The organism is Bradyrhizobium sp. Leaf396 (assembly GCF_001424605.1).
Lineage (GTDB): Bacteria > Pseudomonadota > Alphaproteobacteria > Rhizobiales > Xanthobacteraceae > Bradyrhizobium > Bradyrhizobium japonicum_C.
Window position 1 is genome coordinate 212,124 of the sequence record NZ_LMQJ01000034.1, and the last position, 16,858, is coordinate 228,981.

The window sequence follows — 16,858 nt, forward strand, 5'->3', positions numbered from 1 at the left end:
CCCTCGCTACCTGCCATGCGCCTGCGTTCATGGACAAATAACCGCTCTCCCCGATAGTTTGCGCCTCCATCGGGAGTGAAACGGAACTGCAATGGTCGACGTTCTCGCCGCACCGCAGCAAGGCAAGGCGGACAGCGCACTGCGTACGCTGACGGGAATCTCGATCGCGCATTGGGTCAGCCATTTCCATCTGCTGGTGCTCCCGATGCTGTTCCCGTTCCTCAAGGGCCAGCTCGGGGTCGGCTATATCGAGCTCGGCTTCGCGCTCACCGTGTTCGCGGTGGTATCGGGGTTGACCCAGGCGCCGACCGGCTATCTCGTCGACCATTTTGGCGCGCGGCGCATTCTCTTGGCCGGGCTCGCGCTCGGCGGCGCCGCGCTGATCCTGCTCGGCCTGCATCTCAGCTACGCCTCGCTGATCGCGTGCGCAGTGCTGCTCGGCCTCGCCAACAGCGTCTATCATCCCGCCGACTATGCGATCCTGGCCGAGCACATGGACGAGGCGCGAATGGGCCGCGCCTTCTCGATCCATACCTTTGCCGGCTTTCTCGGCGGCGCCGTCGCACCGGCGATCGTGGCCGCGCTCGTCACACTGTCCGGCGGCACCGGCGCGCTGATCGCCTCCGGCGCGATCGGCATTGCGGTGGCGCTGCTGCTGATCGTCATGAACATTCCCGATGCCGGTGCGCACAAGAAGAAGCCCGGCAGCGAGAGCGCGCCAAAGCAGGCCGTCATCACGCCGGTGCTTATCACGCTGACTGCGCTGTTCATGCTGCTGAGCCTGTCGGTCGCCGGCATCAACAATTTCGGCGTGGTGGCGCTGATGAGCGGCTACGGCGCCTCCTACTCCGCCGCCAACATCGCGCTGACGGCTTTCCTTGGCGCCAGCGCCATTGGGGTGCTCGCAGGCGGCTTCCTCGCCGACCGGACCGAGCGTCACGGCCAGGTCGCCGCGGCCTGCTTTGCCGCCAATGCCGCGATCGTGCTGCTGATCGCGCTGGTCACGCTGCCGGGCTGGGCTCTGACCGCCACAATGACGGCGGCGGGCTTCCTCTCCGGCGTCATCGCCCCTTCGCGCGACATGCTGGTGCGCAACGCAGCGCCCGCCGGCGCTGCAGGACGGGCCTTCGGCATCGTCTCCACCGGCTTCAATCTCGGCGGCATCGTCAGTCCGCTGCTGTTCGGCTGGATCATGGACCAGAATGCACCGCACTGGGTGTTCGGCGCGTCCGTGATCTTCATGCTGGCGACGGTGCTGCTGTCGCCGTTCACGGAACGGAAGCGGCAAGGGTAACCAGGAGCTGAGCTGTCGTCGCCGCGCAGGGACCCATAACGACAGGGAGTAGTGGCGCGCGAAGCCGATCTCTCCGAGTCTTCACCAAACTTCGCCCCTCGTTTGCGGGGCTCGGATCGGTGTGCGCTTTGACGCGCTTGTCCGGGACGACAAAATAGACAACACAACAAGACGGGAAGAAACACATGAGCACCACCCCTGATCTCGTGATCCGCGGCGGCAATGTCGCGGACGGAAGTGGCGGAGAGCTGTTCGAGGCCGACGTTGCGATCACCGGCGGGAAGATAAGCGAGGTCGGCAAGGTCTCCGCGAGGGGCCGCGAAGAGATCGACGCGCGCGGCAAGCTCGTCACGCCGGGCTTCGTCGACGTGCACACGCATTATGACGGCCAGGTCACCTGGAGCCAGGACATCACGCCGTCGTCGCAGAACGGCGTCACCACTGCAATCATGGGCAATTGCGGCGTCGGCTTTGCCCCGTGCAAGCCCGATGATCACACCCGCCTGATCCAGCTCATGGAGGGCGTCGAGGATATTCCGGAGCCGGTGCTGAGCGCCGGCATTCCCTGGGCCTGGGAAAGCTTTCCCGATTACATGGACTGGCTCGCCAAGCGCGATTTCGACATCGATGTCGGCGCACAGCTGCCGCATGCGGCGCTGCGCGTCTATGTCATGGGCGAGCGCGGCGCCCGCCGCGATCCGTCGACTGCCGAGGACAATGCGACGATGGCAAAGCTCGCGGGCGAGGCGGTGCGCTCCGGCGCGCTCGGCTTCTCGACCTCGCGCACGCTCAACCATCGGACCTCGACCGGCGACTTCACGCCGACCCTGAAGGCGGGCGAAGACGAGCTCACGGCCATCGCCGGCGCAATGCATCGCGAGGGCCGCAGCGTGCTGCAGTTCGTGCTGGACCTCTCGACCATCCACGAGGACCTGCCGATGATGCTGAGGGTGGCCGATAGCACGAACTGCCCGATCTCCTTCTCGATCACGCAGAACGACAAGGCGCCGCAGCGTTGGCGCCAGACCCTGGACGAGATCAATGCGGCGTCGCGGCGCGGCCTCTCCGTCACGGCACAGATCGCGGCGCGTCCCGTCGGCCTCCTGCTCGGGCTCGAGCTGTCGCGCAATCCGTTCCAGACCCATCCGAGCTACAGGGCGATCGCGCATCTGCCGCTGCAGGAACGATTGGCGCTGCTGCGTCAGAGCGACGTACGCAAGGCGATCCTGAGCGAGACGGCGACGGCGACCGACGATCCGCTGTTCTTCCGTCCCAACTACGACAAGATGTTCCTGCTCGGTGATCCCCCCGATTACGAGCAGCCGCCGGAGAACGCGCTGGGGCCGCAAGCGCGCAGGCAAGGCCGTCAGCCGGAGGAACTCGCCTATGACGCCATGCTGTCGGACGAGGGCCGCGGCATGCTCTACGTGCCTTTCCTGAACTATTCCGACGGCAATCTCGATGCGACGCGCGAGATGCTGCTCGATCCCCGGTCGGTGCCGGGCCTCTCGGATGGCGGCGCACATTGCGGCATCATCTGCGATGCCAGCTTCCCGACCTATCTGCTGACCCACTGGACGCGCGACCGCAAGCGCGGCGAGAAGCTCACGATCCCGTTCGTGGTGGCGGCGCAGTCACGCAAGACCGCGCTCTCGGTAGGCCTGAGGGACCGCGGGCTTATCGCTCCGGGCTACAAGGCCGACGTCAACGTGATCGATTACGACCGCCTGCATCTGCATCCGCCCAAGGTGCATTACGACCTGCCTGTCGGCGGACGGCGGCTGTTGCAGGATGTCGACGGCTATGAGGCGACCATCGTCTCGGGCGTGGTGACGCGGCGGCACGGCGAGGCCACGGGACGGCGGCCGGGCAAGCTGATTCGTGGCGCGCAGGGAGTGAATTAGCGAGGCTGCCTGCTGGCCCTTCCCTGGAAGGCATGGCACTCGCATATGAGCTTTCGGAAGAGGCTGAGCGAGCGCCGCGTCCGCTGACACTGCTGAGCACGTGGTCCTCATCCTGAGGGTCCGCCGGAGGCGGGCGTCTCGAGGGATGGCCGCAGGCGAGCTTCCCGCCGCGTTTCCCCGTGTGTGCTATCGCACCTTCCCCTGGAGCGGAGCATCCTAAGTCGGCGAGATAGCACCTTTCAGCGCCGCCCTTTGCGCCGACGCACCACGCGTCAGTCTCGTCTTTTCCGTGTTCGGCCAGAGCAGCACCAGACCGATGACGCCGGAGGCCATCATGACCGCCGCATTGATCGTGAAGCCGGTCAAGTAGCCGTCGAGCATGCTGCCTGCGCGCTGGATCACGGTGCCCATCACGCTGGGCGCGATGATGCCCGAGAGCGTGTAGAGCGCCCCGTAGATCGCGATGACGGCGCCGCGCTGCGAGGCCGGGGTGAACTCGCCGAGCATCGGCGGGCAGACCACGTAGATCGCGCCGCACAGGCCGGAGCCGACGACGAGCAACGCGATCTGCAGGCCGGCGCCCTGCACATGCGGCATCATGGCGAGGATCAGGCCGCCGATGATCAGCGGCACCGAGCCGAGCACGCCGCGCGAGATGCGCGTGGTGTAACCGCGGGCCATCATCACTTGCGAGATCCAGCCGGTGAGCATGACGATGGTGGCACCGAACACCCAGGGCAGGACCGAGATGAAGCCCGCCTGACTCTGCGAGAAGCCGAGCCCCTTGACGATAAAGGGCGTGAACCAGGTGAGCCCGAGCGACAGCGCCCAATAGGCGCCAAAGGTTGCAAACACGCAGCCGAGGAAGGTGCGCGAGGTCAGAAGCTGCACATACGGGATCTTCGGCTCGGCAACGGCGAGGACCTCCGTGTCCTCGAGCGGTCCCTCCTTGCCGAGGGCGAGCCAGGCCGCGACCCAGATCAGGCCGACGACCCCAAGCGCGCCGAAGGCGTAGTGCCAGGAATGGTTGACAATGATCCAATTCAGCGCCGGCACCGCCAGGATCACGCCGAAGGCGGAGCCCTGCGACAGGATCGCGGTCGGCAGCGTACGCTTCTCGTCGGGGAACCATTTGTAGATGGCGTGGGCGGCGACCGAGAAGGCCGGACCTTCGCCGGCGCCCAGCACGATGCGGCAGATCAAAAGCGTGGTGAAGGAGACGGTGCCGACCATCGGGAACTGCGCCAGCGCCCAGATCACCGCCATCACCAGCAGGACCCAGCGCGTCGGCACCTTGTTGACGACGAAGCCGACCACGATGGCCGAGATCGAGAACAGGAAGAAGAAGGAGGAGCCCAGCAGGCCGAATTGCTCTGCGCTGAGCTTCATGTCGGTCATGATCGGCACGCCGGCGAGACCGACGACGATCTTGTCGGCGAAGTTCACCACCATGAAGAGGAACAGGAGAAAGGTGATGGTCCAGGCGCCTCTTGGCGTCCTGGCCGACTTGCCCGCCACCGCCGACGTTCCCTGAGCGCTCATGATTCTCCCCGAATGGTTTTTCGGCACTTTTTTGATTTGGCCGCCTTGAAAGCTAACAACGGCTCCACAACCAACGCAACCCGGCATTTCCGCAGCAGGTGTGCTACGCAGCAATTCCGTCAATTCCGTCTGGCGCCATTCATCGTGCTGAGCATCCGAAATCTCTCCAAGACCTTCTCCTCCGCCGGCGAGCCGGTCCACGTGCTGCGCGGCGTCGATCTCGATCTCAGGCACGGCGAGCGCGTCGCGCTGACCGGCGAGTCCGGCAGCGGCAAGAGCACATTGTTGCACCTGATCGCGGGGCTCGATGCCGCCGATGGCGGCACGATCAGGCTGGAGGAAATCGAAGTCACCAGGCTGTCGGATGCGGGGCGTGCCAGCCTGCGGCGCGACCGCATCGGGCTGGTCTTTCAGCAATTCAATCTCATCCCGAGCCTCTCGGTGGCGGACAATCTCGCCTTCCAGGCCCGGATCGCGGGCCGGCACGATGCGGCCTGGACAAAAGAGCTCGTCGAGCGACTCGGGCTCGGCAGCCTGCTCAAACGTTATCCAGAACAAATATCAGGCGGCCAGCAACAGCGGGTCGCGATCGGCCGGGCGCTGGCGACAAAGCCTTCGCTGCTGCTGGCGGACGAGCCGACCGGCAATCTGGACGAAACCACCGCCGAGGACGTGCTGGCGCTGACGCGCGACCTCGTCGCGCGCACCGGCTGCGGCTTCCTGATGGTGACGCACAGCCTGCATCTGGCTGCCACCCTCGACCGTCACCTCACCTTGCATGCCGGGCGTATCGCATGAGACGCGCGCTGTGGATTCTCGCCGTGCTGCTCAGCCATTGGCGGCGCCACAAGATGCAGTTCGCCACGCTGCTGGTCGGACTGATCGCAGCGACGGCGCTGTGGAGCGGCGTGCAGGCGATCAACCAGCAAGCCCGCAATGCCTATGACCGCGCTGCGGCGACGTTCGGCGGCGCCCGCACGGCGATGCTGGTCGCGCCCAATGCGGCGACTTTTCCGCAGGAGCTGTTCGTCAAACTCCGCCGGGCGGGCTGGCCGGTGTCACCGGCGCTGGAGGGACGGGTGCAGATCAACGGACGCTCGCTCCGGCTGCTCGGCATTGAGCCGGTGACATTGCCGACTGATGTCGGCAACGCGCCGCGCCTTGGCGCTGCGGATCTGAGCAGCTTCGTTGCCGCGCCGGGCCAGACGCTACTGGCACGGGAGACGCTGAGCGGCCTGGGGGAGTCGGAAGGCGCGGCGCCGGCGATCAGCAACGGCGCAAAACTGCCACCGCTGCGCGTGCTGCCGCAGCTCGTGCCGGACGTACTGGTGGTCGATATCGGCGTGGCGCAGCGCCTTCTCAACAAGCCGGGCCAAGTGTCGCGGCTGCTGATCGGTAAGCCCAGGGGCAAACCGGCGCCGCTGGCCAGCGTCGTCGGCGATCAACTGCAGCGGGTCGAGCCGGATGCCGAAACGGAGCTTGAGCGCCTCACCGACAGCTTTCATCTCAACCTGACTGCATTCGGCCTGTTGTCTTTCTTCGTCGGCCTCTTCATCGTCAACTCGGCGGTCGGCCTCGCTTTCGAGCAGCGGCTGCCGATGCTGCGGACGCTGCGGGCCTGCGGTGCCTCGGCGCGGCTGGTCAACACCGTCCTGGTGATCGAGCTGGTCGCGCTGGCGCTGGTCGCCGGACTGATCGGGCTTGCATGCGGCTATTTCATCGCTGCGGCGCTCCTGCCGGACGTCGCGGCGTCGTTGCGCGGGCTCTATGGCGCGCAGATCCCGGGGCAGCTCACGTTGCGCCCCGAATGGTGGCTTGCCGGGGTCGGCATCAGCGTCGCGGGCGCACTGGTGGCGGCCGCGACGAGCCTGATCAAGGCCATCAGGATGCCGGTGCTGGCGACCGCGCAGCCGCGCGCCTGGCAGCAGCGGCAGCGGCGCTGGCTGCTGCTGCAGAGCCTCGCCGCCTGCGCCGTATTCGCCGTTGCGCTGCTGCTGCTCCACTACGGACAATCGCTGATCGCAGGGTTCGGCGTACTGGCCGCGCTGATGCTGGGCGCGGCGCTGATCCTGCCGGCCTTCCTCGAGATCATCCTGTTCGCCGGCCAGCGCGCCGCGCGAGGGCCGCTCGCGCTGTGGTTCTGGGCGGACAGCCGGCAGCAGCTCTCCGGCCTTTCGCTCGCGCTGATGGCGCTGCTGCTCGCGCTCGCCGTCAATGTCGGGGTGTCCACCATGGTGGAAACTTTCAGCCGTACCTTCATCGGCTGGCTCGAGGGGCGGCTCGCCGCCGACGTCTACATCAGCGCGTCCGACAATGCGCAAGGCACCGCGATTCGAAACTGGCTGAAGGAGCGCGGCGACGTCCAGGCGGTCCTCTCGGGCGGACGCGCCGAGACGCAGATCCGGGGCCAATCGGTCGAAGTGCTGGGCCTGCCCGATCACGCGCTCTATCGCGAGCGCTGGCCGCTGCTGGACAGCGTGCCGCGCGCCTGGACCCGGCTGGTGCCGGGCAACGCCGCCTTCGTCAGCGAGCAATTGAGCCGCCAGCTGAATGTGCGGATCGGCGACGTGATCGAAGTGCCGGCGCCGGGCGGCGCCTGGGCGCTCGACGTCGTCGGCATCTATGCCGACTACGGCAACCCAAAGGGGCAGCTCACGGTGAATGTCGCGGCGCTGATCCGGCAGTTTCCGCAGACGCCGCAGACGCGGATGGGCCTCATCGTCGCGAAGGACCATATCCCTGGCCTGATCGCAGCCTTGCAGAAGCAGTTCGCGCTCGATGACCGCAGTGTCGCCGACCAGGCGACGGTGAAAGCGGAATCGATTCGCATCTTCAACCGCACCTTCGCGGTAACCTCGGCGCTGAACGCCTTCACGCTCGGCGTTGCCGGCATTGCGCTTTTCACGAGCCTGCTCACGCTGGCCAACTCCCGTCTGCCGCAGCTCGCGCCGCTTTGGGCGATCGGCATCACGCGGCCGCGCCTTGCCGCGATCGAATTGACCAAGACGCTTTCGGTCGCACTCTTCACGGCGCTGCTGGCCGTGCCGCTCGGCCTCCTGGTGGCGTGGTGCCTGATCGCCATCGTCAATGTGAAGGCGTTCGGCTGGCGACTGCCGTTCCACGTGTTTCCGTTACAATTGATCGAGCTCGTCGCGGTGGCGTTGCTCGCTTCGCTGGTTGCGGCGCTGCTGCCGGTGGCGCGGCTGGCGCGAATGCGGCCGGCCAGCCTCGTCAAGGTGTTCGCCAATGAGCGCTGACAGGATCTCGCGACGTACCTTCGCCGCCAGCATCGCCGCCCTGGCATTCGTACGGCGCGCCAGCGCGCAAGGCTATGCCGGCCTCGGCGAGGCCGCCGACGGCTTCGCCAAGGTCACGCCGGGACGGACATTCACATTTCCCGCCGATCACGGGCCGCATCCCGAGTTTCGGATCGAGTGGTGGTATCTCACGGCAAACCTCGTCGACGGCAGCGGCGCAGCATGCGGGCTGCAATGGACGCTGTTCCGCCAGGCCGCGCAGCCGGGTCCGCAAGGCGAAGGCTGGGCCAATCAACAGGTGTGGATGGCGCATGCCGCGGCGACGCGCGCAGACACCCACCGCTTCTCCGAAACGTTTTCACGCGGCGGCGTGGGGCAGGCCGGCGTCACGGCCAAGCCGTTCGATGCCTGGATCGACGATTGGGAGATGAAGGGCTTGGAGCGCACCGACGATCGCACACTGGCGCCGCTGACGCTGAAGGCATCCGGCACCGATTTCAGCTATGCGCTGACGCTGGAGGCCGACCGGCCGGTGGTCTTGCAAGGCGACGGCGGCTACAGCCGCAAGTCGGAGCGCGGACAGGCGTCCTACTATTACAGCCAGCCGTTCTACCGGGCCCGAGGCACGCTCATCATCGGCGACAAGCCGATCGATGTCTCGGGCCAGGCCTGGATGGACAGGGAATGGAGCAGCCAGCCGCTCGACGCCGACCAGACCGGCTGGGACTGGCTATCGCTGCATCTCGCATCCGGCGACAAGCTGATGCTGTACCGGCTGCGGCAGAAGGACGGCAGGGACTATCCGTTCGGCAACTGGATCAGCGCCACGGGCGAGACACAGATGATTGCAGGTAGTGATATTCAGATGATGCCGAAAGGCACGGCGGATATCGCGGGACGCAAGGTGCCCGTGGAATGGCAAATCGCGATCCCCTCGCGCTCGCTCTCGATCGCCTGCAAGCCGCTCAACCCGAAGGCCTGGATGGGGACCGGCTTCTCCTATTGGGAGGGACCGATCAGCTTTGCCGGCACGCATGACGGCGTTGGCTATCTCGAGCTGACCGGCTATTGAAGCGCACTCGCTTCAAGGGGATTTACGATGTATCATCTCACCGCTCTCGTCACGCTGCTGGCGATCGCGTTTTATTTCTTCACTGCCATCAACGTGTCGCGCTCGCGCACCGCGACCGGTGTCAAGGTGCCTGCGATGTCGGGCCATCCCGATTTCGAACGTGCCTTCCGCATCCAGATGAACACGCTGGAATGGATGCCGATCTTCCTGCCGGCGCTGTGGCTGTTCGCGGTCTATATCAGCGATGCCATTGCGGCTGGTATCGGCGTGGTCTGGATCATCGGCCGCATCGTCTACTTCGTCGGTTATTCGAAGGCTGCGGCCAAGCGTGGCCCGGGATTCGCGATCCAGAGCATCGCCGCCATGGCGTTGTGGGCAGGAGCGCTGGGCGCGGTGGTGTTGCGGCTGGTGTGAGGGGTGAGACACAAGCCGGCATTCCGGGGCGGCGCGCTAGCGCCGAACCCGGAATGACGCTGCGCGTCACTTCGTCAGCGGGCAGCCGCTTTCCTTGGCGGTGAAGAAGGCCTTGTCGCCGGGGACGGTGGCGAGCAGCTTGTAATAGTCCCACGGCTTCTTCGATTCCGAGGGCTTCTTGACCTCGAACAGATACATGTCGTGGACCATGCGGCCGTTCTCCAGCACCTTGCCGCCCTGCGCGAAGTCGTCGTCGACCGGCAGCTCCTTCAGCTTCTTGGCGACGGCATCCGGATCCTTGGTGCCGGCGGCCTTGACCGCTTTCAGATAGCTCAGCGTCGCCGAATAGGTGCCGGCCTGGATCATGTTCGGCATCCGCCCGGTACGCTTGAGGAATCGCTCGCCGAGATTGCGGCTCTTGTCATTGACGTCCCAATAATAGCCTTCCGTCAGCACCAGGCCCTGCGCGGCCTGCAGGCCGAGGCCATGCACTTCGGCAAGCGTCATCAACAGGCCGGCGAGCTTCTGGCCGCCGGAGACGATGCCGAACTCGGACGCCTGCTTGATCGAGTTGGTGGTGTCGAGGCCGGCATTGGCCAGGCCGACGATCTTGGCCTTGGAACTCTGCGCCTGCAGCAGAAAGGAGGAGAAGTCCGAGGAATTGAGCGGCACGCGCACCGATCCGACCACCTTGCCGCCATTGGCGGTGACGATCTCGCTGGTGTCCTTCTCCAGCGCGTAGCCGAAGGCGTAGTCCGCGGTGAGGAAGAACCAGGTATCACCGCCGGCCTTGGTCAGCGCGCCGCCGGTGCCGACACCGAGCGCCCGGGTGTCGTAGGCCCAATGGAAGCCGTAGGGCTGGCAGGCATCGCCTGTCAGGCGCGAGGTCGCAGCCCCGACGACGATGTCGATCTTCTTCTTTTCCTTCGAGAGTTCGTGGATCGCGAGCGCAACCGAGGAGGTCGTCAGCTCCGTGATCATGTCGACATTCTCGACATCGTACCAGCGCCGCGCGATCGAGGTTGCAAGGTCCGGCTTGTTCTGGTGGTCGGCGGTGACGAGCTCGATCTTCTGGCCCAGCACCTCGCCGCCGAAATCCTCGATCGCCATCCTGGCTGCCTCGACCGACCATTTGCCGCCGTAGTCGGCATAGACGCCGGATTGGTCGTTGAGAATGCCGATCTTGACGCCTTGCGCGGCGGCCGGTGCGGCGAGCAATACGGCAGAGGTTGCGACGGCGGCCAAAAGGGCTGATTTCATGTGTTAGCTCCCGACAGTCTTCTGTTGTGAAATCGCGCGAATACTAGTGAAGAACCGCGCGCGTGCCCATCCGTTTCACGTTGGTCATTAGTATGGAGGGTACGCGCCAACAACCGGTGTCGCCCCGGACAAGCACAGCGCAGATCCGGACCTGGCCGCAGGGAGAGATTTGGCGAAGAGTCGAAGTTGCTCCTTCGCTCAAAACGTCTCCCTGTGGTTATGGGTCCCCATGCGCGATTGCGCAGGAGGCGGGGACGACAGCGTGAATGCGGGTGCGCTGTTGGCAATGGCCGGCACCTAGGAGGCCACGATCTTCGGCTTCTTGTCTCTGCGTCCCTCCGCCAGGTTCCGCACTACCACGTAGAAGATCGGCGTGAACAGAAGCCCGAACAGCGTGACGCCGATCATGCCGAAAAACACGGCGACGCCGACGGCCTGACGCATCTCAGAGCCGGAGCCGCTCGAGATCACCAGCGGCAGCACGCCGAGGATGAAGGCGAACGACGTCATCAGGATCGGCCGCAGGCGCAGGCGGCAGGCCTCGATCACCGCCTCCAGCCGCGACTTGCCCTCATTCTCGATGTCGCGCGCGAACTCGACGATCAGGATCGCATTCTTCGCCGCCAGTCCCACCAGCACGACGAAGCCGATCTGGGTGAGAATGTTGACGTCCTGTCCCATGATCCGCACGCCGAGGGTGGCCGCGAGCAGGCACATCGGCACGATCAGGATCACAGCGAACGGCAGCGTCCAGCTGCCATATTGCGCGGCGAGCACGAGATAGACGAACAGCACGCAGATCGGGAACACATAGAGACCTGCATTGCCGCCGGTGACCTGCTGATAGGACAGATCTGTCCATTCGAAGGTGAAGCCGCTCGGCAGCGTGTCGTTCGCGAGCTGCTTGATGGTGTCGAGCGCAGTGGTCGAGCTGATGCCCGGCGCCGGCTCGCCCTGGAGCTCGGAGGCTGCATAGAGATTGTAGCGCGCGACGCGGTCAGGGCCCGAGGCGTCCTTGAATTCGACGACGCTGCCGAGCATCACCATGTCGCCGGACGCATTGCGCGTGCGCAGGCGCGCAAGGTCGCTCTGCTCCTTGCGGTACGGGAAGTCCGCCTGCGCGGTGACGTGGTAGGTGCGGCCGAACAGGTTGAAGTCGTTGACGTAGGTCGATCCGAAATAGGTCTGGATCGTGTCGTTGATGTTGGCGATGGGAACGCCCAGCTTCTGCGCCTTGGTGCGGTCGATGTCGACGAAGAGTTGCGGCGTATTGGCCGTAAACGGCGAGAACACCGAGGTGAGGCTCGGCGCCTTGCGCGCGGCAGCGACCAGCTCGTCGGTCGCGGCTGCGAGCATTTCGGGCCCGCGGCCCTGTCGGTCCTGGATACGGATGGTGAAGCCGCCTCCGGTGCCGATGCCGGGCACGGCCGGCGGCGGAATCACGATGATGAACGCGCCCTGGATCGCGGACAGGCGCTTGCGCAGCTCGGCCGTGATTGCGTTCGCGGACAGCCCCTTCTTCAGCCGGGTCTCCGGCTCGTCGAACACGGGGAATAGCGCCGCGGCATTGCCGGCTTGCGTGCGCGTGGCGCCGGAGAAGCCGGCGAAAGCGGCGACGCGGACGATGCCGGGCGTGTCCAGCGAGATCCGCTCGATCTCGCGCACGACCTCCGTGGTGCGCGCCAGCGAGGCCGCGCCGGGCAGTTGCACGGAGATGATGACGTAGCCTCGATCCTGCGAGGGAATGAAGCCCTGCGGCGTGGTCACGATCAGCCAGCCGGCGCTGCCGATCAGCACGACATAGAACAGCAGCATCACCACCGCATGGCGGATCACGAAGTTTGCGAGGCTCGCATAGCCATGCGCGAGACGATCGAACACGCGGTTGAACACGCCCGTGAAGGCGTTCCAGCCGCGCGCGACGACGTTCCACGCGGCGGGCGGCTTCTTGTCCTCATGCGGGGTGAGGATCAGCGAAGCCAGTGCCGGAGACAGCGTCAGCGAGCAGAAGCAGGAGATCGCGGTCGCGACCGCGATCGTGACGGCGAACTGCTGGAAGAACTGCCCGGAAATTCCGCCGAGGAAGGCGGTCGGGACGAACACCGCGCACAACACCAGCGCGATCGAGACCAGCGCGCTGCCGACCTCCTCCATGGTCTTCAGCGCGGCGTCGCGCCGGCCCATGCCGTGCTCGAGATGACGCTCGACATTCTCGACCACCACGATGGCGTCGTCGACCACGATCCCGACGGCGAGGACGAGCCCGAACAGCGTGAGATTGTTGATGGAGAAGCCGAGCGCCGCCATGACCGCGAAAGTGCCAACCAGCGAGACCGGGATGGCGATGATCGGAATGATCGCCGGCCGCCAGCCCTGCAGGAACACCAGCACCACGACGACCACGAGCAGCATGGCCTCGTAGATCGTCTTGATCAGTTCGTGCACGGACTGCGCGATGAACTCGGTCGGATTATAGCCGATGTTGTAGTCGAGCCCCTTAGGAAAGTTCTCCTTCAGCCTTGTCATGGTGTCGGAGATGTTCTTCGCCGTTGCGAGCGCGTTCGATCCGGGCCGCTGCGTCACCAGCATGGCGACCGCCGATTTCCGCAGCAGGAAGCTGTTGGTGGAGTAGGACAAGGCACCGAGCTCGATGCGGGCAACGTCGCGCAAGCGGACGATCCGGCCGTCGGATCCCGCCTTGATCAAAATGTCCTCGAACTGCTTCTGGTCCTTCAGCCGGCCCGTGAAAGTCAGGTTCGGCTGGAAGGCACGGTCCGCGATCGGCGGCTCGGCGATCTGGCCGCCCGCGATCTGCACGTTCTGGGCGCGGATCGCCGCCAGCACCTCGGCCGAGGTCAGGCCGAGATTGGCGATCCGATCGGGATCGAGCCACAGCCGCATCGAATAGTCGCGCGCGCCAAAGATCTGGATGTCGCCGACGCCGTCGAGGCGCAGCAGCTGGTCGCGGACCTGGAGCAGCGCATAGTTGGAGATGTAGAGCTGGTCGAAGGTGTCGTCCGGCGACAGCATGAACACGACCATCAGGATGTCGGGCGAGTTCTTGCGTGTGGTGACCCCGTTGCGCTGCACTTCCTCGGGAAGGCGCGGCTGCGCGATCGCGACGCGGTTCTGCACCAGCACCTGGGCCTTGTCGAGATCGGTTCCGAGCTTGAAGGTGACCGTGATGGTGAGCTGGCCGTTCGAGGTCGCCTGGCTGTAGAGATACAGCATGTCCTCGACGCCGTTGATCTCCTGCTCGATCGGAGCCGCGACCGTGTCGGACACGATCTGCGCGGAGGCGCCGGGATATTGCGTCGTGACGACGACGGTCGGCGGCACCACTTGCGGATATTCGGAGACTGGCAGCGTGGTGTAGGCAAGTGCACCGACGATCAAGAGCACGATCGACAGCACCATCGCCAGGATGGGCTGGTTGATGGAGAGGCGACCGAGGTTCATGACTTGCCACCGGTCGGGGCTTGCGCAGTCTGCGGAGCGACCTTGGCGCCGACGCGGGCGCGCTGGATGCCGTTGACGATGACGCGATCGTCGGCCTTGAGCCCGTCACGGATCACGCGCAGGCCGTCGTCAAGCGGCCCGAGCACGACCGGGCGCGCCTCGACGGTGTCGTCGGGCTTGACCACGAACACGATCTTGCGGGACTGGTCGGTCGCGATGGCGGCATCCGGGATCAGCAGCGCCTCGTAGGGCGCACTGGCGATCAGGCGGACGCGGCCGAACTGGCCGGGCAGGATCGACTGATCGGTGTTCTTGACGACGGCGCGGCTGCGCAGCGTTCCCGTGGAGACGTCGAGGCGGTTGTCGAGGAAGTTGATGGTGCCTTCACGCGATTGCTTGGTCTCGCCGACGAGAGACACCTGCACCGGGTTCGCCGTATCGCGCGAGCTCGGGCGCCGGCCTTCGAACCACAGCTTGCTGTATTTGATGAAGGTCGCCTCATCCATGTCGAAATAGATGTAGATCGGATCGAGTGTCACGATGGATGTCAGCAAGGTCGACGATCCGCTGTCGCTGCCCTGCACGAGATTGCCGGGGCTGACGAGATGGCGGCTGACACGGCCCGTCAGCGGCGCCGTGACATGCGTGAACTCGATGTTGAGCTTGGCGGCCTTCAATGCGCCATCGGCCTGCGTTTCGGCCGCATGCGCGGCCTGCAAGGCCTGGCGGCGCTGATCGACGACTTGCTCGGAGACTGCACTGGTCTGCACCAGGCTCAAGGCGCGGTCCAGCTCGCGCTTTGCGAGCTCGACCCTGGCGCGCGCGTCGGCCAGCTGGCCTTCCGCCTGCGTGGCCACCGCCTCGAACGGACGCGGGTCGATCACGTAGAGCAGATCGCCCTGACGCACGATGGCGCCATCCTGGAAGTTGACGGAGTTGACGACGCGCGGCCGCACTTGCACCTCCTCCATGGCCTCGAAGCGGCCGGTGAATTCGTCCCAGTCGGTGACGGTGCGCTTGACCGGCTGCGCGACCGTCACTGACGCGGGCGCTGGCGCGGCGGCCTGCGACGCCGGCTTGTCGCAACCGGTGATGGCGAACGCTGCGGCGACAAGTCCAGCGATTGCGCTGCGACGAGGCTGAACGAAATCGTGTCTTTTGACAAACTGCTCGCTTCCGTCCGGTCCACCCATCCCAGGTCCTCACATCAAAGCCGCAGAAAAGCATGGTACGCTTCTACCTGCGGGCGCCACAAGATGGGTTGCGATGATGATCTCTTCAAGACGCCGGCTGCCGCAATGGCTGGAAGGCCGCCTTGCCCGGACGGCGGATTGACAGGCGAAAATGGCCGCGACCTTGAGGTCGGCGCGTCACAAGACCGAGCGAGTTAGCCATCTCTTCGGGGGGAGGGTCGGTGCGGGCCAGCGTCTTCACACATGACGGGCGCAGACTCCTCGGCTAGATTGCCAATCACAACAATAAGATGTCCGGGAGGACAGGCGTGCACCAGGGACGTGTCGTTTTCGGCGCGATCGAGGAGGTCGTGTTCGGCCATCCTGCGGCCGGAGCCATCGTCGCACAGATGGACCGGCTCGGAGCCAGCCGGGCCTTCCTGATGGTTTCCGGCACGCTGAACCGGCAGACCGACGAGATTACGAAGATCAGGCAAGCACTTGGCCCGCGCTGCGCCGGCTTGTTCGATGCCATGCCGGCGCATACGCCGCGGGAGGCGGTGATCGCGGCAACCCGAGCGGCGCGTGAGGCGGACGCCGACCTCATCGTCACTGTCGGGGGCGGCTCCATCACCGACGGCGCCAAGGCGGTGCAGCTCTGCCTCGCCAACGGCATCGACGATATCGAGGGCATCGAGCGCATCCGCGTGCACAAGGGCGTCGCGCCCGAGATGATCGCGCCGACCGTGCGGCAGATCAGCGTACCGACCACGATCGCCGGCGGCGAGTTCAGCGCGATTGCCGGCGTCACCGACCGGGCTGCGCATGTGAAGCAGATGCTGCGGCATCCGCTGGCGGTGCCGCGCGCGACCATCCTCGACCCTGCCATCACCGTGCACACGCCGGAATGGCTGTTCATCTCGACCGGCATCCGCGCCGTCGACCATTGCGTCGAGGCGATCTGCTCGCATGAGACCCACCCTTATGCCGACGCGCAATCGGTGAAGAGCCTCGCCATGCTTGCCGACGCATTGCCGCGGGTGAAGGCGAACCCTGCCGATCTCGATGCCCGGATGGATGCGCAGATCGGCACCTGGCTGTCGATGGGCGCGCTCGCAGCCGGCGTTCCCATGGGGGCGAGCCATGGCATCGGCTACGTCCTGGGAGCGGCCTTAGACGTGCCGCACGGCTACACATCCTGCATCATGCTGCCAGCGGTGATGCGTTGGAACGCGCGCGACAATGCCGAGCGCCAGACGATCGTCGCGGCCGCCATGGGCTATCCCGGCCACGACGCCGCCGACGTGCTCGATGCCTTCATCCGCTCGCTCGGCATGCCGCGCAGCCTCGCCGACGTTCGGGTTTCGCCGGAACATTTCGACTCCATCGCCGAGCAGGCAATGCGCACGAACTGGATCCCGCGTAATCCGCGCAAGATCGAGGGTCCCGCCGACGTGCGCGAAATCCTGCTTCTTGCCGCATGA

The 16,858-nt window shown here is 65.7% G+C and carries 11 protein-coding genes; 7 read left to right on the plus strand and 4 right to left on the minus strand.

What is annotated here, in order from left to right; all coding sequences use genetic code 11:
* Positions 1-91 precede the first annotated feature (91 nt).
* Both ASG57_RS25740 and ASG57_RS25745 read left to right on the plus strand, forming a co-directional pair.
* Positions 92-1,294, plus strand: a complete 1,203-nt coding sequence (locus tag ASG57_RS25740) for an MFS transporter (RefSeq protein ID WP_057198042.1) — start codon at positions 92-94, stop codon at positions 1,292-1,294.
* A 185-nt stretch (positions 1,295-1,479) separates the two neighbouring features.
* The gene (locus ASG57_RS25745; protein ID WP_057198044.1) at positions 1,480-3,198 is read left to right on the plus strand and encodes an N-acyl-D-amino-acid deacylase family protein; all 1,719 of its coding nucleotides are present in this window, start codon (positions 1,480-1,482) and stop codon (positions 3,196-3,198) included.
* 216 nt (positions 3,199-3,414) lie between these two features.
* Here ASG57_RS25745 and ASG57_RS25750 read toward each other — a convergent pair whose 3' ends face one another.
* Positions 3,415-4,740 (minus strand): MFS transporter, encoded by a 1,326-nt coding sequence (locus tag ASG57_RS25750; protein ID WP_057198046.1) that lies wholly within the window; start codon positions 4,738-4,740, stop codon positions 3,415-3,417.
* A gap of 144 nt (positions 4,741-4,884) precedes the next feature.
* Between ASG57_RS25750 and ASG57_RS25755 the strand changes: the two genes are divergently transcribed.
* Genes ASG57_RS25755 through ASG57_RS25770 form a run of 4 tightly spaced genes read left to right on the plus strand, consistent with a single transcriptional unit; the run spans position 4,885 to position 9,483 of the window.
* Positions 4,885-5,538 carry an ABC transporter ATP-binding protein gene (locus ASG57_RS25755; RefSeq protein ID WP_024337011.1) on the plus strand — a complete coding sequence of 218 codons (654 nt, stop codon included), beginning with the start codon at positions 4,885-4,887 and terminating at the stop codon, positions 5,536-5,538.
* Positions 5,535-7,997, plus strand: a complete 2,463-nt coding sequence (locus ASG57_RS25760; protein ID WP_057198048.1) for an FtsX-like permease family protein — start codon at positions 5,535-5,537, stop codon at positions 7,995-7,997. The genes ASG57_RS25755 and ASG57_RS25760 overlap by 4 nt, the downstream gene beginning before the upstream one ends.
* Complete coding sequence (locus tag ASG57_RS25765; protein ID WP_057198051.1) at positions 7,987-9,069, plus strand: lipocalin-like domain-containing protein; 1,083 nt, start codon at positions 7,987-7,989, stop codon at positions 9,067-9,069. The genes ASG57_RS25760 and ASG57_RS25765 overlap by 11 nt, the downstream gene beginning before the upstream one ends.
* A 27-nt stretch (positions 9,070-9,096) precedes the next feature.
* A complete protein-coding gene (locus tag ASG57_RS25770; RefSeq protein ID WP_024337008.1) occupies positions 9,097-9,483 on the plus strand; it encodes an MAPEG family protein in 387 nt (128 codons plus the stop codon).
* 66 nt (positions 9,484-9,549) lie between these two features.
* On the opposite strand, the gene ASG57_RS25775 is transcribed toward ASG57_RS25770, so the two are convergent.
* From ASG57_RS25775 to ASG57_RS25785, 3 genes are all read right to left on the minus strand, one after another.
* A complete protein-coding gene (locus ASG57_RS25775; RefSeq protein WP_024337007.1) occupies positions 9,550-10,743 on the minus strand; it encodes an ABC transporter substrate-binding protein in 1,194 nt (397 codons plus the stop codon).
* A gap of 297 nt (positions 10,744-11,040) precedes the next feature.
* Positions 11,041-14,202, minus strand: a complete 3,162-nt coding sequence (locus tag ASG57_RS25780; protein ID WP_057198053.1) for an efflux RND transporter permease subunit — start codon at positions 14,200-14,202, stop codon at positions 11,041-11,043.
* Positions 14,199-15,395, minus strand: coding sequence for an efflux RND transporter periplasmic adaptor subunit (locus ASG57_RS25785; protein WP_057198054.1), 1,197 nt, complete (start codon positions 15,393-15,395; stop codon positions 14,199-14,201). Before ASG57_RS25785 ends, ASG57_RS25780 begins: the two co-directional genes overlap by 4 nt.
* Positions 15,396-15,703: 308 nt before the next feature.
* Between ASG57_RS25785 and ASG57_RS25790 the strand changes: the two genes are divergently transcribed.
* On the plus strand, positions 15,704-16,858 hold the full coding sequence (locus ASG57_RS25790) for an iron-containing alcohol dehydrogenase (RefSeq protein WP_057198057.1): 1,155 nt from the start codon (positions 15,704-15,706) through the stop codon (positions 16,856-16,858).

What these genes read in the sequence shown, in the direction of transcription:
- ASG57_RS25775 (WP_024337007.1), bottom strand. Translation starts at nt 10,743, where the DNA reads ATGAAATCAGCCCTTTTGGCCGCCGTCGCAACCTCTGCCGTATTGCTC.
- ASG57_RS25780 (WP_057198053.1), bottom strand. Translation starts at nt 14,202, where the DNA reads ATGAACCTCGGTCGCCTCTCCATCAACCAGCCCATCCTGGCGATGGTG.
- ASG57_RS25760 (WP_057198048.1), top strand. Translation starts at nt 5,535, where the DNA reads ATGAGACGCGCGCTGTGGATTCTCGCCGTGCTGCTCAGCCATTGGCGG.
- ASG57_RS25770 (WP_024337008.1), top strand. Translation starts at nt 9,097, where the DNA reads ATGTATCATCTCACCGCTCTCGTCACGCTGCTGGCGATCGCGTTTTAT.
- ASG57_RS25745 (WP_057198044.1), top strand. Translation starts at nt 1,480, where the DNA reads ATGAGCACCACCCCTGATCTCGTGATCCGCGGCGGCAATGTCGCGGAC.
- ASG57_RS25765 (WP_057198051.1), top strand. Translation starts at nt 7,987, where the DNA reads ATGAGCGCTGACAGGATCTCGCGACGTACCTTCGCCGCCAGCATCGCC.
- ASG57_RS25740 (WP_057198042.1), top strand. Translation starts at nt 92, where the DNA reads ATGGTCGACGTTCTCGCCGCACCGCAGCAAGGCAAGGCGGACAGCGCA.
- ASG57_RS25750 (WP_057198046.1), bottom strand. Translation starts at nt 4,740, where the DNA reads ATGAGCGCTCAGGGAACGTCGGCGGTGGCGGGCAAGTCGGCCAGGACG.
- ASG57_RS25785 (WP_057198054.1), bottom strand. Translation starts at nt 15,395, where the DNA reads ATGGGTGGACCGGACGGAAGCGAGCAGTTTGTCAAAAGACACGATTTC.